General features: G+C 36.9%; 21 protein-coding genes. 7 read left to right on the plus strand and 14 right to left on the minus strand.

Annotation, left to right across the window (positions count from 1 at the left end; genetic code table 11):
* Positions 1 to 113 precede the first annotated feature (113 nt).
* The 5 genes from ispC to rpsB form a co-directional block, all read right to left on the minus strand.
* Positions 114 to 1307 carry a 1-deoxy-D-xylulose-5-phosphate reductoisomerase gene (gene ispC, locus QSH13_RS12235; protein WP_286039220.1) on the minus strand — a complete coding sequence of 398 codons (1194 nt, stop codon included), beginning with the start codon at positions 1305 to 1307 and terminating at the stop codon, positions 114 to 116.
* Positions 1308 to 1499: 192 nt separating this feature from the next.
* Positions 1500 to 2057, minus strand: coding sequence for a ribosome recycling factor (frr, locus tag QSH13_RS12240; RefSeq protein ID WP_036913811.1), 558 nt, complete (start codon positions 2055 to 2057; stop codon positions 1500 to 1502).
* Between the two features lie 112 nt (positions 2058 to 2169).
* Positions 2170 to 2898: a UMP kinase gene (gene pyrH, locus QSH13_RS12245; protein ID WP_109396176.1), complete on the minus strand. Its 729-nt coding sequence runs from the start codon at positions 2896 to 2898 to the stop codon at positions 2170 to 2172.
* Between the two features lie 134 nt (positions 2899 to 3032).
* A complete protein-coding gene (gene tsf / locus QSH13_RS12250; RefSeq protein WP_109396177.1) occupies positions 3033 to 3884 on the minus strand; it encodes a translation elongation factor Ts in 852 nt (283 codons plus the stop codon).
* A 135-nt stretch (positions 3885 to 4019) separates the two neighbouring features.
* Positions 4020 to 4745: a 30S ribosomal protein S2 gene (gene rpsB, locus QSH13_RS12255; protein WP_023582712.1), complete on the minus strand. Its 726-nt coding sequence runs from the start codon at positions 4743 to 4745 to the stop codon at positions 4020 to 4022.
* 598 nt (positions 4746 to 5343) lie between these two features.
* Between rpsB and map the strand changes: the two genes are divergently transcribed.
* The 4 genes from map to QSH13_RS12275 all read left to right on the plus strand — a co-directional run bounded on the left by map (position 5344) and on the right by QSH13_RS12275 (position 10259).
* Complete coding sequence (gene map / locus QSH13_RS12260; protein WP_109396178.1) at positions 5344 to 6141, plus strand: type I methionyl aminopeptidase; 798 nt, start codon at positions 5344 to 5346, stop codon at positions 6139 to 6141.
* Positions 6142 to 6297: 156 nt separating this feature from the next.
* A complete protein-coding gene (glnD, locus tag QSH13_RS12265; protein ID WP_109396179.1) occupies positions 6298 to 8943 on the plus strand; it encodes a bifunctional uridylyltransferase/uridylyl-removing protein GlnD in 2646 nt (881 codons plus the stop codon).
* A gap of 34 nt (positions 8944 to 8977) precedes the next feature.
* Positions 8978 to 9802, plus strand: coding sequence for a 2,3,4,5-tetrahydropyridine-2,6-dicarboxylate N-succinyltransferase (gene dapD, locus QSH13_RS12270; protein ID WP_109396180.1), 825 nt, complete (start codon positions 8978 to 8980; stop codon positions 9800 to 9802).
* A gap of 70 nt (positions 9803 to 9872) precedes the next feature.
* Positions 9873 to 10259 (plus strand): DUF3461 family protein, encoded by a 387-nt coding sequence (locus tag QSH13_RS12275; RefSeq protein WP_006535910.1) that lies wholly within the window; start codon positions 9873 to 9875, stop codon positions 10257 to 10259.
* Positions 10260 to 10404: 145 nt separating this feature from the next.
* Here QSH13_RS12275 and QSH13_RS12280 read toward each other — a convergent pair whose 3' ends face one another.
* The 6 genes from QSH13_RS12280 to syd all read right to left on the minus strand — a co-directional run bounded on the left by QSH13_RS12280 (position 10405) and on the right by syd (position 16641).
* Positions 10405 to 10848 carry a flavodoxin gene (locus tag QSH13_RS12280; protein WP_286039221.1) on the minus strand — a complete coding sequence of 148 codons (444 nt, stop codon included), beginning with the start codon at positions 10846 to 10848 and terminating at the stop codon, positions 10405 to 10407.
* Between the two features lie 80 nt (positions 10849 to 10928).
* A complete protein-coding gene (locus QSH13_RS12285) occupies positions 10929 to 12629 on the minus strand; it encodes a hypothetical protein (RefSeq protein WP_286039222.1) in 1701 nt (566 codons plus the stop codon).
* A gap of 152 nt (positions 12630 to 12781) precedes the next feature.
* Positions 12782 to 14227, minus strand: a complete 1446-nt coding sequence (gene ptsG / locus QSH13_RS12290; protein WP_109396183.1) for a PTS glucose transporter subunit IIBC — start codon at positions 14225 to 14227, stop codon at positions 12782 to 12784.
* Between the two features lie 301 nt (positions 14228 to 14528).
* Complete coding sequence (gene truC, locus QSH13_RS12295; protein ID WP_109396184.1) at positions 14529 to 15293, minus strand: tRNA pseudouridine(65) synthase TruC; 765 nt, start codon at positions 15291 to 15293, stop codon at positions 14529 to 14531.
* Between the two features lie 8 nt (positions 15294 to 15301).
* On the minus strand, positions 15302 to 15625 hold the full coding sequence (locus tag QSH13_RS12300; RefSeq protein ID WP_109396185.1) for a YqcC family protein: 324 nt from the start codon (positions 15623 to 15625) through the stop codon (positions 15302 to 15304).
* Positions 15626 to 16089: 464 nt separating this feature from the next.
* Entirely contained in the window at positions 16090 to 16641 is a 552-nt protein-coding gene (syd, locus tag QSH13_RS12305) for a SecY-interacting protein (RefSeq protein WP_185901207.1), read from the minus strand.
* A gap of 156 nt (positions 16642 to 16797) precedes the next feature.
* Between syd and queF the strand changes: the two genes are divergently transcribed.
* From queF to xni, 3 genes are all read left to right on the plus strand, one after another.
* Positions 16798 to 17643, plus strand: coding sequence for an NADPH-dependent 7-cyano-7-deazaguanine reductase QueF (gene queF, locus QSH13_RS12310; protein ID WP_261191489.1), 846 nt, complete (start codon positions 16798 to 16800; stop codon positions 17641 to 17643).
* 91 nt (positions 17644 to 17734) lie between these two features.
* Positions 17735 to 19102 carry a nucleotide 5'-monophosphate nucleosidase PpnN gene (gene ppnN / locus QSH13_RS12315; RefSeq protein ID WP_109396188.1) on the plus strand — a complete coding sequence of 456 codons (1368 nt, stop codon included), beginning with the start codon at positions 17735 to 17737 and terminating at the stop codon, positions 19100 to 19102.
* Between the two features lie 6 nt (positions 19103 to 19108).
* Positions 19109 to 19858 (plus strand): flap endonuclease Xni, encoded by a 750-nt coding sequence (gene xni, locus QSH13_RS12320; protein WP_109396189.1) that lies wholly within the window; start codon positions 19109 to 19111, stop codon positions 19856 to 19858.
* A 132-nt stretch (positions 19859 to 19990) separates the two neighbouring features.
* Here xni and rlmM read toward each other — a convergent pair whose 3' ends face one another.
* Genes rlmM through QSH13_RS12335 form a run of 3 tightly spaced genes read right to left on the minus strand, consistent with a single transcriptional unit; the run spans position 19991 to position 22440 of the window.
* The gene (gene rlmM, locus QSH13_RS12325) at positions 19991 to 21088 is read right to left on the minus strand and encodes a 23S rRNA (cytidine(2498)-2'-O)-methyltransferase RlmM (protein WP_109396190.1); all 1098 of its coding nucleotides are present in this window, start codon (positions 21086 to 21088) and stop codon (positions 19991 to 19993) included.
* Entirely contained in the window at positions 21081 to 21476 is a 396-nt protein-coding gene (locus QSH13_RS12330; protein ID WP_036913817.1) for a DUF423 domain-containing protein, read from the minus strand. Before QSH13_RS12330 ends, rlmM begins: the two co-directional genes overlap by 8 nt.
* Before the next feature lie 43 nt (positions 21477 to 21519).
* Positions 21520 to 22440: a transcriptional regulator GcvA gene (locus tag QSH13_RS12335; RefSeq protein ID WP_023582728.1), complete on the minus strand. Its 921-nt coding sequence runs from the start codon at positions 22438 to 22440 to the stop codon at positions 21520 to 21522.
* Positions 22441 to 22884: the final 444 nt, after the last annotated feature.

A 22884-nucleotide genomic window follows, 5' to 3' on the forward strand; every position in this document is an offset into this window, starting at 1 on the left:
AAGCAATAGCTTTAGTAATGAACTGTTAATTTTCATTATTGTCTTTAGTGATTCGGCAACTATACCATTAGCCAGAAAGACGAACAAACACCCTATATTAAATATAATCACCATTATACAAATTGAGTGATTATCTGATGAGTTTCTAATCTTGCTAATTTATCAATTTCTAGAACATCATTAATACTTTGAGGCTCTGATAGGTCGAAATGTTCAACAACTTTGCGATTAATTTTAGCAATATCAGTAAACTTCACTTTTTCGTGTAAAAATGCATCAACAACCACTTCATTAGCTGCATTTAACACTGTTGTTGCCGCTTGCCCACGTTTTGATGCTTCAATAGCAAGCGCTAAACAAGGGTAACGTTGATAATCTGGACGAATAAATTCTAGAGATTGAATCTCAAAGAAATCTAATGCTTTTGCACCAGATTGAGTTCGATGAGGGTAAGCCATTGAGTACGCAATTGGTGTTCTCATATCAGGTTCACCAATTTGAGCAATAATACTGCCATCGCGATAGCGAACCATTGAATGAATGACAGATTGTGGATGAATAATGACTTCCATTTCTTCTTCGGAAGCATTAAAAAAATAACGAGCCTCAATATACTCAAGCCCTTTATTCATCATCGTTGCAGAATCAACCGAAATTTTACGTCCCATAGACCAATTTGGATGCGCACACGCTTGATCTGGTGTCATCATTTCCAATTCTTCTAATGGTGTATAGCGAAATGGCCCGCCAGAGCCTGTTAACAAAATGCTCGTCACACCTTCATTAGCTAAAGAGGCATGGCCTAGATTTTCTTGAATAGTTTTAGGTAAGCTTTGATAAATTGCATTATGTTCGCTATCAATGGGTAAAATTGTCGCGCCATATTTAGCAACCGCATCAAAGAAAAGTCCCCCACTAGTTATTAGTGATTCTTTATTTGCTAATAGAATTCTTTTACCTTTTTCAATGGCAGCAAGTGTCGGTTTTAATCCTGCAACACCGGTTATAGCAGACATCACTTGATCAGCTTCATCAAGAGCAGCAATTTCATTAATTGCATGAGAACCAGATAAGATTTCGGTTTTGCACGATGTATTGGCGAGTAACTGTTTAAGTTGTTTTGCGCTTTTCTCATCAGACATCACAGCGTATTTAGGCTGGAAAGTAAGACACTGTTGCGCCATCTTGTCTGCATTTTTTCCTGCTACTAAAGCAAGAACCTGATACTCACCAGGATTATTTTCAATGACGGAAAGAGTACTAGTTCCGATAGATCCTGTTGAGCCTAATATAGTTATTTGTTTCATTTATTAATCAATCAGTATGTCTACAACGTTTTAATTAAAGAGAATTATATCAGTATGACAAGGTAAATGAGGATTAAAGATAAAAACTTTAATAAATAATGTGACAAAAGAAGGTATTAAGCACGAATTTTCAAATAAATAATTAAAAATAATGCCGCTAAAAAGCGGCATTATCGAAAAAAGATATAAAATTTAGAATTCCATTAACTCTGCTTCTTTCAGCGCTAATGCATCATCAATTTTTTTAATGAACATATCAGTTAATTTCTGAATGTCATCTTGTGAACGGCGTTCATCATCTTCGCTAATTTCTTTATCTTTTAGTAATGCTTTTACTTTATCGTTAGCATCACGACGGATATTACGAATAGAAACGCGACCTTGTTCTGCATCACCACGAACAACTTTGATTAAGTCTTTACGACGTTCTTCAGTTAATGGAGGCAGTGGAACGCGGATAATGGCGCCAGCAGATGAAGGATTTAAACCTAAATCTGATGCCATAATCGCTTTTTCAACAGCCGGTGCTAAAGTACGATCGAATACAGTGATCGCCAGTGTACGGCCATCTTCTGCAACAACGTTAGCAACTTGGTTTAATGGAGTTGGCGCTCCGTAGTATTCAACTACAATGCCATCTAAAAGGCTAGGAGACGCACGACCAGTACGAACTTTATTAATCTGGCTTTTTAGTGCTTCAACGCTTTTATCCATGCGTTCTTGAGCATCTTTTTTGATTTCATTAATCACGTTATAAACCCTTGGGAACTGGTTATCTTCCAGTCGATATAAAATCATACCGACATAAATAAATTGGCGTATTCTAGATGTTAACGCCAAATTATACCGTTGTCTCTGTGTATTAAGCGTGAGAAATCAAAGTTCCTTCACTTTCACCCATTACAACCCGACGTAATGCACCCGGTTTATTCATATTGAATACGCGGATAGGTAAATTATGATCTCGGGCTAATGTGAATGCAGCAAGATCCATGACTTTCAATTCACGTTCTAATACATCCTGATAAGTCAGTGTTTCATAAAGTATTGCATCAGGATCTTTGGTTGGATCGGCAGAATAAACGCCGTCCACTTTCGTTGCTTTTAATACAACGTCAGCTTCAATTTCAATACCACGTAAACACGCAGCTGAATCGGTAGTAAAGAATGGGTTACCTGTACCAGCCGAGAAAATAACAACTCGACCGTGGCGTAATAAGCTAATTGCTTCTGCCCAACTGTAGTTATCGCAGACACCATTGAGTGGAAATGCAGACATAAGACGTGCGTTTACATAAGCACGGTGCAATGAATCACGCATTGCTAAACCATTCATTACTGTCGCGAGCATTCCCATGTGGTCACCCACAACACGGTTCATACCTGCCGCAGCTAAACCCGCGCCACGGAACAAGTTACCACCGCCAATTACGACACCGACTTGTATACCTAATTCAACGAGTTCTTTGATTTCCTGAGCCATGCGATCAAGTACGCTCGCATCGATACCGAAACCTTCTGCGCCTTGCAGGGCTTCGCCACTCAGCTTTAATAAAATTCGCTGATATACAGGTTTTGCATTGGTAGCCATGGTGTTCTGTCCTAAGCAGATTAGTTAATTGGAGGTTTTAGATAGCTTCTCTTTTTATCAAAAAAGCAAACAGCCAATGGAGATTACAACAAAACAGAACCGCCATTAGGCGGTTCTGTTAACGCTAAGCGTTATTATTTGCTCATTGCAGCAACTTCTGCTGCGAAATCAGCTTCAACTTTCTCAATACCTTCACCAACTTCGAAACGAACGAAGTTGATAACATCAGCATTGTTTTCTTTCAGCAGTTCACCAACAGTTTTGCTTGGATCCATTACGAAATGCTGACCAGTCAGAGAAATCTCACCGGTGAATTTGTTCATGCGACCGATAACCATTTTTTCTGCGATTTCACGTGGTTTACCTGATTGCATTGCGATATCCATCTGAATTTGGTGCTCATGTTCAACAACATCAGCAGGAACATCTTCAGGACGAACATATTCTGGTTTGCTTGCAGCAATGTGCATAGCAATGTGTTTGATCAGTTCTTCGTTAGCGCCTTTAGCTGAAACTAAAACACCAATACGAGCACCGTGTAGGTAAGTACCTAATTCTTCAGCTTCTAATACAGCAACACGACGAATGTTGATGTTTTCACCGATTTTAGCAACTAATGCAGTACGTGCTTCTTCGAATTTAGCTTTCAGAGCATCGATATCATCAGTTTTGTCTGCTAATACAGCAGCCATAACTTCTTTACCGAAAGCGATGAAACCAGCATCTTTAGCAACGAAGTCTGTTTCACAGTTCAGTTCAACCAGCGCGCCGAATTTACCATCAGCAGCAACTTCTGCAAGGATGATACCTTCAGCAGCAACACGGCCTGCTTTTTTAGCCGCTTTAGCTTGACCTGATTTACGCATGTTGTCGATTGCTAATTCGATATCACCATTAGCTTCAACCAGCGCTTTTTTACATTCCATCATGCCTGCGCCAGTACGTTCACGCAGTTCTTTTACCAATGCAGCGGTAATTCCAGACATTTGTTTCTTCCTCGACTTTTCTATGGGCTAACCATAGATGTTCTCATAGCAGATGTGTAAAGGGGGCCTATTGAGGCCCCCTAACCAATATATAGCAATACCTGGTTAAATAAGGGCTCTTACGAGCATGCCTTATTATTCAGCTTCGACTAAGCCTTCTTCAGCCTGAACAGCCAGATCTTGAGAACGACCTTCACGAACAGCTGTAGCTGCAGCGGTCAGATATAATTTAACCGCACGGATTGCATCGTCATTACCAGGGATAATGAAGTCGATACCATCTGGATCAGAGTTAGTATCAACGATAGCAAATACTGGAATACCCAGGTTGTTTGCTTCTTTGATAGCAATGTGTTCGTGTTCAGCATCGATAACAAACAGAGCGTCAGGTAAACCGCCCATGTCTTTGATACCACCCAGGCTGTTTTCTAACTTACCAAGTTCACGAGAACGCATTAACGCTTCTTTCTTGGTCAGTTTGTCAAAAGTACCGTCCTGAGATTGTGATTCTAAATCTTTCAGGCGTTTAATTGACTGACGAACAGTTTTCCAGTTAGTCAGCATACCGCCTAACCAGCGGTGGTTTACATAAAACTGGTCACAGCTTTCTGCTGCTTCTTTAACAGCTTCAACGGCAGAGCGCTTAGTACCAACAAACAGGATTTTGCCTTTACGAGAAGCAATTTTGTTCAGTTCAACCAACGCTTCATTGAACATTGGAACAGTTTTTTCCAAGTTAATGATATGAACTTTGTTACGCGCACCAAAGATGAATGGTTTCATTTTTGGATTCCAGTAACGAGTTTGGTGACCGAAGTGAACACCAGCTTGCAGCATATCGCGCATTGAAACAGTTGCCATTTTAGACCTCTATAAATTTAAATTTGGGGTTATTTCGTCCACAAATCCCATACGACCGACTCATCAGCTGTAAAGGTTAGAACCTTTACATAAGAGCACCCCGGCGTTATGTGCCGATTTGTGTGTGTAATTAACACAATTGAATGTTTCAGATTTACTGCTATTACTCACCGTGTGATGCAATACCAGAACTCCGGCGCGCTTTATACCATAAATAACCTCAGGAAACCACTATTACTTACGTTTGCTACAGGCTTATTTGACATAAAAACGCATCATATCGACAAAGAAAAAAGCGAGATTAACACAATGATGAAAAATATTGCTCTAATATCAATTTGCTAGAAAATCACCAAATAGAAAAGCGCAATATGTAAAGACAATAAGATTAAGAAGGCGTAATGTTCGTCATTATTCTCGATATCAGACAGATTGCACATATCCTCTTTATTGGCACACTTACTTTCTGCTGATATCATAAATGGTAATCAGAATTATTTCTTATCATCATTCATTTAACCTGCAATAGAACATAAGAATACAACAAAATGTGTTATCTAGTTCGTATTGTGGCTTTTAATCTAGACGAAGAACTCAAATGGCTATTGTAATCAAGACAGAAGAAGATATTCAAAAAATGCGCGTCGCAGGCCGTCTTGCGGCAGAAGTTCTTGAAATTATCGCACCGTTCGTAAAACCTGGCGTAAACACCGCTGAATTAGACCGTATTTGTCATGAACATATTGTTAACACACAACAGGCTATTCCTGCTTGCCTTAACTATCATGGTTTTCCTAAATCAGTCTGTATTTCGGTTAACGATGTGATTTGTCATGGTATTCCTAGCGAAGAAAAAATCCTGAAAGATGGCGATATCGTTAATATTGATGTTACGGTCATTAAAGAGGGTTTTCATGGCGATACCTCAAAAATGTTTATCGTAGGTAAACCAACAATACAAGGTGAACGTTTATGTCGTATCACCCAAGAAAGCCTCTACCTTGCCATTAAAATGGTTAAACCGGGTATTCGCTTACGTGAACTTGGCAAAGCAATTCAAAAATTTGTTGAAGGTCATGACTATTCTGTTGTTCGCGAATATTGCGGTCATGGTATTGGTGAAGGATTCCATGAAGAGCCTCAAGTTCTACACTACGATGCAGACGATAGCGGTGTAGTGTTGCAAAAAGGTATGGCATTCACCATCGAACCAATGGTAAACACAGGTGATTACCGTATTCGCACCATGAAAGATGGCTGGACTGTTAAAACTAAAGACAGAGGTTGGTCAGCGCAATACGAACATACGTTAGTTGTTACCGATAATGGTTGTGAAATCATGACATTACGCAAAGAAGAAGAACCATTTATTTCTGCGGTATTAATCAACGAGTAAGCTTCTTTTGAGTTAGAAATGTAAAAGCGACATATTTTTCCGAGATCTGTCGCTTTTTTTATTTTATTTGCTATGAAATAGCAGAATTACTAGTCAGGTCATCGTTTTAACATTAGTCTTAATGTCATAAGCAAACATTGAGAAAGAAGACGAAAAATGACTAATAAAAACGCATTTCAAACACCGCCCCCTTCCCCTTTTTTGCTAACAGAAAATACCCTAAATTGTGCTGAACTTAAGCAATCAATCGAACAATTTCAGTCTTGGTTAACAGATGCTTTTCATCATGATGTTGATGTCGCTTTATTACTTCAAGCCCGTAGCCATTTCATTGACCAACTCTTAACGCAATTGTGGCACTACACACAGCTATCCGATTACCCAGACCTTAGTATCATTGCTGTCGGTGGTTATGGCAGGCAAGAGTTACATCCGCTTTCTGATATTGATCTTCTCTTTTTAAGTGAATCACCTTTATCAGCAGAGGCTGAAGATAAAGTCAGCACGCTCATTACATTACTGTGGGATGTACGCCTTGAAATTGGTGCCAGTGTTAGAACAATGGAAGAATGTCTTTTAGAAGGTCTTTCAGACTTAACGGTTGCAACAAACTTACTAGAAGCCCGTCTTATTTGTGGGAATAACTCACTTTATCAGCAATTAATTAACCATATTTTTAGCCAAGGATTTTGGCCATCACCTGATTTTTTTGCTGCAAAAGTTGAAGAACAAAAACAGAGACATCAGCGATACCATAGCACGAGTTATAATCTAGAGCCTGATATAAAAAGTAGCCCTGGTGGACTGCGCGATATCCACACTCTAATTTGGGTCGCACATCGCCATTTTGGTGCTGTATCAGTATCTGAAATGGTCAACTTTGGCTTTTTAACACCGGCTGAAGGACAAGAACTATTAGAGTGCCAATACACATTATGGAAAATTCGTTTTGCTCTCCATCTTGTGCTTTCTCGCTATGACAATCGCCTATTGTTTGATAGACAACTTAACGTTGCTCAACTTTTAAACTATCAAGGCGAAGGCAATCAGCCCGTTGAAAAAATGATGAAGGATTATTATCGCGTAACGCGTCGCGTTAGCGAGTTAAATGATATGTTACTTCAGCTCTTTGACGAAGCGATTCTTGCTCTGCAACCTAATGTAAAACCGCGGCCTTTAGATAATGAATTTCAACTAAGAGGTTCTTTAATTGATGTAGTTGATGACAGTTGCTTCCTTGATGATCCCATCGCTATTATACGCCTCTTTTTACGTATGGCTGAGCATAAAGAGATCACAGGAATTTATTCAACAACACTCCGCCATTTACGTTACGCTCGCCGACACTTAGTACAGCCTTTATGTGAGTACCCACTAGCACGTCAAGTTTTTATGCAGATATTACGCCATCCTCGTGCAGTTTCTGGAGCATTTGTTCCAATGCATAAACACAGTGTACTGGCGGCTTATTTCCCCCAATGGAATAATATTGTAGGTCAAATGCAGTTTGATTTATTCCATGCCTATACCGTTGATGAACATACCATTCGTGTTTTACAAAAACTTGAAAGTTTTGGTTCTTATGAAAATCACGAACAACATCCACTTTGTGTTGATATTTATCCCAAACTTCCTCAACTTGAATTACTACGTTTAGCTGCACTTTTTCATGATATTGCCAAAGGACGCCATGGAGATCACTCCGTATTAGGCGCTCAAGACGTTGCTCACTTTGCTCAGCAACATGGTTTAAATCAGAGAGAGTCGGCCTTGGTCGAATGGCTTGTTAGTCATCACTTACTTATGTCTGTTACAGCGCAACGACGTGATATACAAGATCCAGACATTATTTTTCAGTTTGCATCAGAAGTAAAAAATGAAAGCCGATTACGTTATCTTTTATGCTTAACCGTTGCAGATATCTGTGCAACCAATAGCAGTCTATGGAACAGCTGGAAACAGAGCCTATTACGTGAACTTTTTCTATCAACAAAAAATCAGTTGCGCCAAGGTATGCACTCTATCCCCGATTTACGTGAGCGTATTCGCCATCATCGTTTGCAAGCACTAACTATTTTACGAATGGAACAGGTTGATGAAGATAAATTACAAGCAATTTGGGGTCGCTGCCATGCCGACTATTTTTTACGGCACACACCAGAACAAATTGCCTGGCATGCTCTTGCATTAATCGAACATAATAGTGCTGAACCAATGGTGCTAATCAGCCAACAAACTGAACATGGTGGTACTGAAATCTTTATTTGGTGTGCTGATAGGCCTTCTCTTTTTGCATCTGTTGCAGGCGAATTAGATAGACGTAATTTAAATATCCATAATGCTCAAATTTTTACTAACCGCGATAATATGGCTATGGATACCTTTATTGTGTTAGAGCCTAATGGTAAACCTCTGGCGATTGATCGGTATAATGCAATCCGCAACGCTCTGATCCAAGTTGTATCCGCTCCTTATAACGCCAATGCAAAAACACGCTCATTACCTGCCAAATTACGCCATTTTGACGTTCCGACAAAAATTAACTTTATCGCTTCTAACCATAATAAGCGCACCTATATGGAACTATTTGCACGAGATCGTCCAGGATTATTAGCGATTATTGGTAAAGTTTTTGCTGATCTTTCACTTTCATTACATGGTGCCAGAATAACCACAATAGGCGAACGTGTTGAGGATTTCTTCGTATTAACCGATAGCGAAAATAAGGCATTAAACCAAAAAATGAAGGATGAAGTCGTAGAAAGGTTGACAAAAGCCCTAGTTTCAAAGGATAAAATATAGAAACCCACGACAATACATATAGGAAATACTATTAATGCAAGCATTACAATCTATTATTGATAACGCCTTCGAACATCGTGCTGATATCACTCCATACAACGTTGAGCCTCATATTCGTGATGCCATTAATAGCGTTATTGCACAGCTAGACAGCGGGAAGCTACGTGTTGCGGAAAAAATTAACGGTCAGTGGGTGACTCATCAATGGTTAAAAAAAGCCGTTCTGCTCTCTTTTCGCATCAACCATAATCAAGTCATTGATGGCAGTGAAAGCCGTTATTTTGACAAAGTGCCGATGAAATTCGCTGATTATGACCAAGCACGTTTTGAAAAAGAAGGTTTTCGTGTTGTTCCACCCGCAGCGGTTAGACAAGGGGCTTATATCGCTCGCAACACTGTTTTAATGCCATCTTATGTCAATATTGGTGCTTACGTTGATGAAGGTAGCATGGTTGATACATGGGCAACCGTAGGTTCATGTGCTCAGATCGGAAAAAATGTTCATCTCTCTGGCGGTGTTGGTATTGGTGGTGTTTTAGAACCACTACAAGCAAACCCAACCATTATTGAAGATAACTGCTTTATTGGTGCCCGCTCTGAAATTGTCGAAGGTGTTATTGTCGAAGAAGGTGCCGTTATTTCAATGGGCGTTTATATTGGTCAAAGTACCAAGATTTACGACAGAGAAACAGGCGAAGTACATTATGGCCGAGTCCCAGCAGGCTCTGTTGTTGTGTCAGGCAATTTACCCTCTAAAGATGGAAGCTACAGTCTTTACTGTGCCGTGATCGTAAAAAAAGTTGACGCAAAAACGCGGGGAAAAGTTGGTATTAATGAATTGTTAAGAACTATCGACTAATATAAGAACAGCGGATAGAATTAATTCTGTTCGCTATTCTTTCACTCATCTTTCTATCAGGTGCCAATATATGTACGATAATTTAAAAAATTTAGGGATCCCGCATCCTGAAGATATTGACCGCTATACCCTACGCCAAGAAGCTAACAACGATATTTTAAAAATCTATTTTCGCAAAGATAAAGGTGAATTCTTTGCAAAAAGCGTAAAATTTAAATATCCACGCCAACGTAAAACAATTTCTGATGGTCAATCAGGACAAGGCTTTAAAGAAGTCAATGAAATCAACACTAACTTACGTTATGTTATTGAAGAATTAGATCAAATTTGCCAACAAGACCAAGTAGAAGTCGATTTAAAACACAAGATCCTAGACGACTTGCGCCACCTTGAGCATGTTGTAGCGAATAAAATTGCTGAAATTGAAGCTGACTTAGAAAAACTGACTCGCCGTTAATAACAAGCCGTTTTAGCTGATATGTATGTCAGTTTTATAGAAAAACACCGCTTACTTACTGTATAAAACAGAAACAAGCGGTGTTTTAAAATACAGAATATGATTCATTATTTATTAAAAAATTAAATATTGGATTATTTTCTACTTAATTTAATAGGCTAACCCAGTTTTCAAGCCAATCTATTGCAAATACTTCTGGCTCTGCGACTTCCATACCATCTATTTTTAATATTTCACCTATACGTTTTGCTTGGTGCTCTTGTAGCAACTCATCAAATTGCACACCTGCACCACAAAAAGAGTCATAACTACTATCGCCTAAGGCAATCAAGCCATAACTTAGATTTGGCTGATATCCTACATTATCACGCAGTTCATGAAATAGCGGAGCAATGGTATCAGGTAAATCACCTTGTCCAGTACTTGACGTTATCACAAGCACTGTTGAATATTTTTGCCAATCTGCGAGTGTGCCGTCTTCATAAACATTAGCTTGATGATTATGCTCAAGTAAAATACGCTGTGCCTCTTCAGCTACCGCTAATGCATTACCATAAACTGTACCTACAAAAATGCCGATTTTAGCCATCATATTCCACCTATTGTTGTAGTTTAATTCTTGATAACGCTAATCAACAATATATAGAATTATAGTATTTCTCTCAACTGTTACTTAGATGAAAAAATTGAATTTAGAATATTTTTTATATTAACATTACTATCATTAAAATAATCAAAAAAATCTTTTTTAAATGATAATTCTGATATTAAATTAACCGATTTCTTTATAAAAAATCCATCACCAATAACACTTAAAATATCTTTTGAGTTTATTTTAAAATATTTAGATAACGGTTCAGATAAATATTCATCTGATTTTTTTGAATGATTATCTAACGTATATAAATACTTTAATGCCTCATCAATTATCATTTTATTTTTTTCTAAATCATTGATGATTTTTGAATATCTACTTGAAAAAAAGAATTTATATATTGATGAGAAAAAACTTTGTTTCCTATAGTTAATTTTAGAATGAATTTCATCTAATAGTTTATTAAAACTTTCCTTAAGAAGTTCTTTATCTTCAATCAATAAGGTTATATTATTATTCAGTTTAGTATCATTTATATAACGATTTAAATTCCCATAAACACTCATGATCCTCGTTTTTTTTGTTTCTATTTTACCAAGATCACCTTGAATCAATGAAATATTCTGATCCAAATCACTATCCAAAGCTATTAATTCATCACTAATGAGGTTATCAAGACCGCTTGTATATTTATTTATTTTCTCAGTCACATTCTTATATTTTTTTTGTGCTAAATCCCACATAGGAATATTATCTATTTGGAATTCTCCAATTTTTCTTCTCTCTTGAATTCCATTAACACTCGCATCCTCTTTAGCTAAATTATTTATCAAAAACTCAAGATCCTTTTTAATATCATCTATATTTTCAATACATTTACCGAAACAATTAACCTTATAATTTAAATACAAACATCCTTGAACTTTATTAATAATTTTATATATCTGATCATAAGTATCAATATGTTTTTTTAGTATATCTTTTTTTTCTTCAATACGTTTTAAAATAGCAGAATCAACCTTATCGTCTATTTTATGGGAATTAACTAACCTATTTTGGTTAAATGTTTCTTTCTGTTTATTTTTTTGATATTCAACATTAAAATCAATACTATTTTCTAAAGTCAACAATGAGAGTTTTTTATTTAATAAAAGCATACCATTAGGAAAAATATTTTTTTTATTATCTACAGACTTAATAGTTTTATCTATTTCTTTTATCGAAAAAATCTTATCATTAATTTTAATTTTAATTTTAATTTTAATTTTATTCAAATTATAAAAAAAAGATTTTTTTTTAGATAAGATTAATTTAACCTCCTCAATACTAGATAATTTTTCTAATAATTGAGATGAAGACGTATAAAAACAAAGTTTATTTAATATAGTAATAATATCTTCCACCTGATGTACTGACTTTATTTCGACATTATCAGAATTTAACGATATTATTTTTTTAACATCCTCATCCAAACTAAATTCTTTTATTTTATTTAAATTACTATCATTCTCTTTGATGTATTTATTAATAGCAGATTCTATTGATTTTATTAATCTATTAATTAAAATACTATCAATATAAAGTATTTTATCATTATTTTCCAAAACAAAAAAATCATCATTCTTTTTTATTTCATTTTCAATACTATCTTCATTATTAACACAAAGTGTTATTTTATTAGTTAATAAAAAAGAAATATCTTTTTTGCTTTTATTTTCAGCATCATTTAAATATTGACTCAATTGATTATAAGACACCATTTTTATATCATTCATAATATTAATAACCTATCATTGCAAATGTATATAAAATAACAAATATTAATGAATGTTCATTTCAATTAATAACCTATAATTTAGAAAAAACAATTAAAAAAAACACCACAATGTGTCCATCATGGTGTTTTATTATCTCCACAACAAATTAATCACTCAGTAGCATCCAAAGACCGAATGTATTCATCCATTTCAGTTTTTAGATTATCTGATTTAGGACCAAAAATCGCTTGAATACCAGAACCAACGACCACAACACCTGCGGCACCAAGTCTTTTCAGTTCATCTCGATCGACTTTTTCAATTTCTTTAACGCCAATACGCAAACGAGTAATACAAGCATCTAAGCTACTAATATTATCTTTACCACCAAACGCAGCGACTAAAGATTGTCCCATTGCACTTTTATCAGCTTGTTTCGCGTTTTTATCTTCTACTTCTCGGCCTGGCGTTTTTAGGTTTAGTTTCACAATTAAGAAACGGAAAATAGAATAATAAGTTATCGCATAAAGTATGCCAATAATTGGGAATAGATACAGTTTACTGCTATTACCACTCAATACGATAAAGTCAATTAAACCATGAGAGAAACTTGTTCCGTCACGCATACCTAACAAAATACAAATAACAAATGCTAAACCCGCTAAAATAGCGTGAATAACATAAAGAATAGGTGCAACAAACATAAATGAGAATTCGATAGGTTCAGTGATCCCTGTTAAGAAGGCAGTTAATGCCGCAGAAATCATGATACCACCCACTTTTACACGATTCTCAGGACGAGCAGAATGCCATATCGCAATTGCCGCTGCAGGCAAACCAAACATCTTAAATAAAAAACCACCTGACAACATACCCGCAGTTGGGTCACCTGCCATATAGCGAGGAATATCACCGTGGAATACTTGTCCTGCACTATTTACATATTCACCCACTTGCATTTGGAACGGTACATTCCAGATATGGTGCAAACCAAACGGCACCAATGCACGCTCAACAACACCATAAATACCGAAAGCAACTGCTGGGTTTTGATACGCAGCCCACTCAGAAAAACGTTGGATAGCTGTACCGATAGGTGGCCAAATAAAGGATAGAAGAATACCCACAAAAATCGCAATCAGACCAGAAATAATAGGGACAAAGCGTTTACCTGCAAAGAAACCTAAATACTCAGGAAGTTTAATACGATAAAAGCGGTTAAACATTGATGCGGCAATAATACCCGCAATGATACCACCAAGTACCCCCGTATCAGTTAAACGTTGTATTTCAACACTATCAGGTGATAAACCTAATACCCAAGGGGCCACTACCAGCATAGTTTTTGACATAATGCCATAAGCCACAACAGAGGCCAGTGCTGATACCCCATCATTATTGGTAAAACCTAACGCAACACCAATAGCAAAAATAAGTGGCATATTAGAGAAAACCGAACCACCAGCCTCTGCCATAACTTGAGAAACAGAAGAAGGGATCCATGAAAGATCAGCGGAACCAACCCCTAATAAAATACCGGCAATAGGCAGTACAGATACCGGTAACATCAAGGACTTTCCGATTTTTTGTAAAACAACAAATAGGTTTTTAAACATCAAGCAGACTCCCGGAATGTGGGTTTTTATATGTTGTAAGTTTTTATTTGTTTAAAGTAGTGTGGGTTTTATTTCATAAACTTATCTAATGATAAGCCTTATTTATTTTACATCATAAAATAAATCGCTTAATGAATACATGATAGCTGTCACGTTTCAAACATGTGCTCAGATCAATTAATAAAATAATCTATTTTACAAATAGTTAAAATAGATTATAAATTTGCGCAAACCATCAAGACTTAAGTAAAAAAGCCTTGATAGTCACATATTGAAAGTAATATTTAAAATAAGAAAGGAATTAAAAATGATGAGCTAAATCTTCACCATACTGCTCTAATTCAGGTCTTAATCCACGCCAACCAAATTGATTAATAAGGTGTTGCCAAGGCAGATCCCATTTAGCTGTTAAGTTAAGTGGTTGCAATGTGATTGGATGAATTAAGTTTAGATGGCTTGCATGTAACATCAAGCGATGAGATTGAAAATAATTTACAACTCCACGGTTTTGACGTAAATCACCATGAGCAGTATCACCAATGATTGGGTGTCGAATATGAGACATATGGCGACGTAATTGATGCTTGCGCCCCGTTTCAGGACGTAGCTCTAATAAACTAAATCGAGATGTAGGATAGCGCCCAATCGCAACCTCTTTTTCAACAATACCTAACGGCTGGCAGTGCGTCACACAATCTTGAACTTTCGGAGGTTGAGTTGCAAATTTATCTGCGATTTTATCGTGTTCCTCAACCAAAGGGCTATCAATCACAGATGCCTCTTCAACGTATCCACGAACAACAGCATGATAAATTTTTTCTGTTTTATGTTGTTCAAAAGATTGAGATAGCACCCTAGCAACATCAGAAGAAAGCGCCATTAATAAAACACCTGATGTAGGTCTATCTAGACGATGCACCGGAAAAACATGTTGCCCTATTTGATCTCTTAATGTCTGCATTACAAACACTGTTTCATGCCTATCTAACCAACTGCGGTGAACAAGCCAGCCCGCAGGTTTATTCACCGCAACAAGATGTTCATCTTGATAAATAATATCTAGCATTATTAACCTTATGATTTAAACATTGCGTCAAGTTCACGCAAATGATTAAGTAAATCAGTAACATCTCGACTCTTATCGTCTTTAAATGCTTCTTCGTAATAAGGTGCGATTGCAAATGCATTCGGTAATGGCATCTCGTTTTCAATCATTGATGACAATCGTGGAATTAATACCCACTGTAACCATTCATGAGCGCTCATTGTATCAATACAGAATGGTTCAACACTTTCAAATGCTTGTTCAGCAGGAGATTCTAATTGCCATAGCTCAATGTTCTTCATCTCTTCTTCAATCAAGAGCAACTTAGCTAAAATGCGTTGTTCTGGTGTCATCATTTATCCCTTATATAAAACTTACGAATAAGGATAACATTGGGATGGAATAGCAGAAAACAAATAAAAAATAAAAGGAGCCGAAACTCCTTTTAGACAAGAAAAATAGTTGTCTGTACAACACATGCGTCCAAGCAAGACCGTTTTTATCTATCCCTGAGATTAAGTCCGTATCAACATTAATGGAAATATCCTATTTCCTGTGTCCTTGATTACTCTGCATTTTATCGGTCACCAAACAGTCCCTTAGTTGGTGGACGTAGAATGCCAATAATTGATTACTTAAACAACCCACAAAACAAAAACAATTAAAGAGCTATAACTATAAATAAAGACAATGAGTTAATAACTTATTGCTCTACTTAAATAAATCAATTCTATTTTTATCAGCGACGTTTTTTTAATAAAAACACTCGTTTTTTTTGTAAGATATATCTCACAAAAATAAAAGCCTATGGATTACATCACTCATTATATACAGCGACTAATTCCGATAAAAAGAGAGATAAATTCTCAGCTAAAACTTCTCTTTTCTTTTTACCGAAAGTTTCAAGAATGACTTCCCCAGAAACATTACACACAGAAATTATTTCATTTTCTGAATCTGTCGTACCAATAAACAATGTAGGTGTAAGTTTTAAACGTTTTTGAGTCACCAAATGGCCAATAATGTTTTCTTGTAAGCGAATAAAATCCTCTTCACTCCACACTTGGATCAAGCTGAAATCTATTTCTCTAAAACGAACCTGCATATCACCTGCATACTGAGTAGTAAAGTAATCATGCAATTCAGGACGAATAATAATCCCCATCGCTTTTTCAATTTTTTCTAGTTTATCTGTTCCTACAAAAGGTTGCGGTAACCAGTAAACAACCTCATCACCTGTTCTTGATATACAAATAGAAGGAACACCATAAAGATCTTCGCTTGCAGGAGGTAAGCCTGATTTTTCTTGCCACAAATCAACATACTTTTGCGTAAAGGCTTTTAGTTTAGAGGAAATATTTTCAGTCATGATTATCTATTTTATCTATTTAAATAAGAATTTCCTTTATGTTACCTGATTATGTCACTAATTCAGAGCATCAAAAATAAAGCATTCATATACTATTGATGTTTCAATAGTATAATTAACCTTCTTTTATTTTCAGCTAAAGTTAGGATGTAAATTATGTCTTTATATCAAGGTGATAAATCTCTTGAAGCATTATCTCTCGGCAAAGAGACTCAATATCATGATCAATATGATGCCGGATTATTGCAAGGTGTACCACGTAGCCTAAATCGAGATTCACTCTCTTTAACTGCTGAAAATTTACCTTTTCATGGCGGTGATATTTGGACTATGTATGAGCTCTCATGGCTTAATAGTAAAGGCTTACCACAAGTTGCTATTGGTCATGTTGAATTAGACGCAACCACTGAAAATCTTATTGAATCTAAAAGTTTTAAATTATATCTCAATAGTTTTAATCAAACTCGTTTTGAAAGTTGGGATATCGTCGAAAAAACCTTACTTAACGATTTAACAGCTTGTGCTAAAGGCAAAGTTAATTTGACTATCTATCCACTTTCGCATTTTACATCACAACCTATTGTCGATTTTGCTGGAGAGTGTATTGATGAACAAGATATCGAAATTGATAATTATCAGTTTGATGTCCAATGGTTAAACGAATCGACAACCGATACACTGGTTGAAGAAACCCTTGTCAGCCATCTGTTAAAATCCAATTGCCTTATTACCAATCAACCAGATTGGGGATCAGTCGCTATTCAATATAAGGGTAAAAAGATTGATCGTGAAAAACTGCTACGCTATTTAGTTTCATTTAGACAACACAATGAATTTCATGAACAGTGTGTTGAGCGAATTTTTCACGATATCATGCAATTATGTACGCCAGAAACATTAACTGTTTATGCAAGATATACGCGACGCGGTGGATTAGACATCAATCCTTGGCGTAGTAATTGTGAGTTTGTTCCAGAAATTAGTCGATTAGCCAGACAATAACGGGAATAATGCCTGTATGTTAATATGATCTGTGTTATACCAAGATCAGTTGCACTTCAGTTTGTTATTTCAGGAGAAAAAGGAGTCCTACGTGATAACTCATGTCAGCCCATTAGGTTCCATGGATCTGCTTTCACAGCTAGAAGTTGATATGCTAAAGAGAACCGCAAGCAGTGATCTTTATCAGCTGTTTCGCAATTGTTCTCTCGCTGTTCTCAACTCTGGTAGCCTTACTGATAGTAGTAAAGAACTGTTATCTAAATACCAAGATTTTGATATTAACGTACTGCGCCGTGAACGAGGCGTAAAGCTTGAGTTAGTCAATCCTCCTGAAGACGCCTTTGTTGACGGAAAAATTATTCGCTCATTACAAGCTAACTTATTTGCAGTGCTTCGTGACATATTGTTTGTTCACGGGCAAATCACAACAGCAAAACGTGATCTTCACCTGAACTTAGAAAATAGTACTCACATCACTAATACCATTTTCTCGATTTTGCGTAATGCACGAGCTCTTCATATTGATGAAGATCCTAATATGATCGTTTGCTGGGGTGGTCACTCAATCAATGAAACTGAATACCTTTACGGCAGAAAAGTAGGTAACGAATTAGGGTTACGTGAACTCAATATCTGCACAGGCTGTGGACCTGGTGCGATGGAAGCACCAATGAAAGGTGCTGCTGTGGGTCATGCTCAACAACGTTATAGAAATAGCCGTTTTATCGGTATGACAGAACCGTCAATCATCGCGGCAGAGCCACCAAATCCATTAGTTAACGAACTGATTATTATGCCAGATATTGAAAAACGTCTGGAATCTTTCGTACGAATTGGACATGGAATTATTATTTTCCCAGGCGGTGTAGGGACAGCAGAAGAATTACTGTATCTGCTTGGTATCCTTATGTCTCCAGAAAACCAAGACCAAGTATTACCACTGATTTTAACAGGCCCTAAAGAGAGTGCAGACTACTTTAATGTATTAGATGACTTTATCGCAAATACATTAGGTGACGACGCTCGACGCCATTACCAAATTATTATTGATGATGCACCTGAAGTTGCTCGTATCATGAAAAAATATATGCCTTTGGTAAAGGATAATCGTCGTAGTACTGGTGATGCTTATAGCTTTAACTGGTCAATGAAGATCAATGCTGATTTGCAACTTCCTTTTGAACCAACACATGAAAACATGGCATCGCTTAACTTAAGCACCGATCAATCACCTGAAAAATTAGCGGCTGACTTACGTCGTGCATTCTCTGGTATTGTTGCAGGTAACGTAAAAGAAGTGGGTATGAAAGCGATTGAAGCTTACGGCCCTTATAAAATTCATGGTGATCGTGAAATTATGCGTCGTATGGATATTTTATTAACGGGCTTTGTTGAGCAACATCGTATGAAACTTCCGGGCGGTACAGCTTATCAACCATGTTACGAGATTATCAGCTAATTTATTATGATACATTTGCTGATTATTGATGCTTTAAACCTGATCCGCCGCATTCATGCGGCATCAGGTTCTTCTTGCCAAACAGTGTGTGAACAGAGTGTCAACCAATTGCTTGGTCACACACAACCTACTCATGCCGTAGCGGTCTTTGATGAAGATGATAGAGACGGTAGTTGGCGACATCAACTGTTACCTGACTATAAAGCAGGTCGCACACCAATGCCTGATGATTTGCGACAACAATTACCTGAAATTAAAGCAATGTTACTTAATTTAGGAATACAGAGCTGGCACTCAGGTGGTGATGAAGCAGATGACGTTGCAGCAACATTGGCAACTAAAGTAGCAAATGCGGGTTTTCGAGTCACAATTATTTCAACGGATAAAGGTTATTGCCAATTACTTTCTCCCTCTATTCGTATACGCGATTATTTTCAACGGCGCTGGTTAGATTTAGAATTTATTAAATCTGAATTTGGTGTCGAACCATCTCAACTTACCGATTATTGGGGATTAACCGGTGTAAGTAGCAGTAAGGTTGCAGGAGTTCCTGGTATTGGGCCCAAAAGTGCTACCGAACTTTTACAAATTCACCCAGATCTAGAATCGCTCTATCAGCATATTGATGATGTTCCTACTAAATGGCAAAACAAACTTATTACCCATAAAGAATCCGCATTTATCAGTCGGAAAATCACGACATTACGCACTGATATTCAATTAAACGGTAATCTACAACAGCTACGTTTAAAATAGCTAAGTTCCCAATTATTAAAACTCAACAAGCTAATATTTTTTAAATAACTCCTCTCATTAAAAAAGGCTAAGTTTCTATTTATAAACTTAGCCTTTTATTGTCATCAATAAATCGATGTACTTTGAACGTTTTTAGAATTCACGATCTGGTCGATAAGCGGCCCAAATATTTTGAATATGAACGGTTATCTCTTCTCTATCATGATAAAGATGCTTAGCTTGGATCTTAACGTTAATCCCTTTTTCCGCTAACTCTGACTTTATTTTTTCAAGGATATGAGAGACTTCTTCATAACGCTTTTTCATTGGCAATTTTAGGTTAAAAATAGCTTCCCGACACCATTCATTAGCAATCCAAGTTGTCATTAATGCAGCAACTTTGGCTGGCTTTTCAACCATATCACAAACAAGCCATGTGATATTTTTAGATGTAGGTTCAAATTTAAAACCATCAACTTGGTGATGACGAACTTGCCCTGTATCCATTAAAGATTGTGCCATTGGGCCATTATCAACAGCATGCACCATCATACTGCGTTTTACTAATTGATATGTCCAGCCACCGGGGCATGCGCCTAAATCGACCGCTTTCATCCCACTTGCTAAACGCTCTTCCCACTCATCATAAGGAATGAAAATATGAAATGCTTCTTCAAGTTTTAATGTCGAACGACTTGGCGCATCTGATGGGAATTTTAATCGAGGAATACCCATATAAAATGGGGAATTATTAAAACTATAGGAATAGCCAACATAACAACATCCCGGTGCAATAAAAAACACATGGACAACAGGACGGCTAAAATTCTCAACTTTCAGCAAAATTTTCTCATTACGCAAATGATTACGTAATGGCACCGTAAATTTACGGCAGAATTTTAATAGTTCTTTGCTTTCATTAGTGTCTGCAACTTCAACTCGAAGTTCACCTGCTTTTTCGACAGCACCTTTTAGCATTCCAACAATCGGTGTAATTCTATCTTCTGGCGGTAAATCTTTAAGTAATTCACCTGTCACAAACATTTGACGAGCAAAAATTAATTCACGGAAACTCACATCACGCGCAATCTTGTCTGCGTCACCTTCTTGGTAACATTCAAAGATCACATAACCACTTCCTTCTTTAACACGAGGAAAGCCATAAATGCCGATTTGACCTGCTTTATCCGTAATCTCAGCCGCGCACTCTTTTTCAAAACCTTGGCGACAATATAATGCAACTTTATTCATGGCGAGACGCCGGTGCCCTTAGACGCAAAGCGCCAATAAAAATTAAAGCCCAACCAATAAGAAAACTAAATCCACCAATTGGCGTAAAATAAGATAACAATCTAACTTGTGTTAGCGCCATACAATAAAGGCTACCACTGAAAAGTAGAATACCAACACCAAAGAAAATACCCGCCCAATAAAACCATAAAATGGTTTTACGCATTAACATTGCCGCAATCCCGACAAGTAATAAGGTATGGACGATTTGGTAGCGCATCGCTAACTGAATGTATTCCCAATGTTGTGGCGATAAATGAGGTGCAAGCTTATGAGTTGCAAATGCACCAAAAGCAACATAAAAGAAGCCACTGATCGCGGAAAACATAAGCAATGTACGACTATTCACTGTTTATTCCTTCCTATCTAGAAGATATTTGCCAATCGCAATATTAAGATGATGTTAGTAAACCCAGCTTTTCTTGCTCATTCGCTGCTTGAGATAAAATCCATTGGCGGAAAGCCGCAATCTTACCTAATTCAGCCTGACTATCTTGGCAAACTAAATAAAATGCATTTTTACTAACAAGGACATCTGGAAAAGGTCTTACTAATCGACCTGATTCTATTTCACTACGTGCCATTACATTATTAACCAATGCAACGCCTTGTCCATGTACAGCAGCCTGTATCACCATTGAACTATGGCTAAAAATAGGGCCTTGTTGCACATTTATCTGATTTTGTATCTCTAATTGACGTACATAAGCTTGCCAATCTCGACGAGATGTATCATGTAGCAGTGTATGATAAATCAGATCGGATGGGGTTTTTAGTGGTTTTTCACCTGTAAGTAAAGATGGTGCACAAACAGGGATCAAATATTCTGCATAAAGGCGGTCTGTACGCAACCCAGTCCAATTACCTCGACCATAAAAAATAGCAACATCAACATCATCAGCCAGTTTATCTTCTTCTCTATCAACAGCCTGAATTCGCACATCAATTCCCGGATAAGCTTGGTTAAACCCAGATAACCGAGGTACTAACCATTGAATAGCAAAACTTGGAGAAAGACTAACGGTAAGTGCACCTTTCGCGCTTCTAGCTAATAATTTGCGAGTTGCCTCGTTAATTGATGAAAAAATTTCCTTAATATCGAGGTAATAACTCTGCCCTTCTTCCGTTAATAAAAGAGAACGGTTGCGTCTTCTAAATAATTTTAGCCCAAGGAATTCTTCTAATGTTTTAATTTGGTGGCTCACTGCTGCTTGTGTCACAAATAATTCTTCAGCGGCTTTAGTAAAACTTAAATGACGTGCCGCTGAATCAAAAACCCTAAGCGCATTTAATGGCGGTAAACGTTTAGACATATTCGGTTCTTAAACCCCTATTTTGGCTATTAGTAGACCCTAACTTTCATCATTAGTTTTTTTTATGCGAAGCATTATAAATTGTCCCTTGATGATTAGCCAGTAAATACCTATAGTAAGCGCACTTCCTAAGCCGGAACGAAAAGTTGTGTAGTAGTAATACTGCAAAACTTTTGGCTTTGTGGTTGTGATGTTGTGTTTGCAAGTTGTCTGGAAATTCCAGACTTAGTAGCTGATGCTACTGTTTTTTTTCACTTCCTGTACATTTACCCTGTCTGTCCATAGTGATTTTATAGTGCACCGCCAAGGCGGTGCTTTTTTTATTCCCTATTTTTCTCTATTTTTTAATTACTCACGTACACCATTTCGATGTTTTCATCCATTTTTTATAATGAACTTATCATCATTATTCTAAAAAAGCTTACCGCAAATTATTCCTTATAA

It is taken from the genome of Proteus faecis (assembly GCF_030286765.1).
GTDB classification, from domain to species: Bacteria; Pseudomonadota; Gammaproteobacteria; order Enterobacterales; family Enterobacteriaceae; genus Proteus; species Proteus faecis.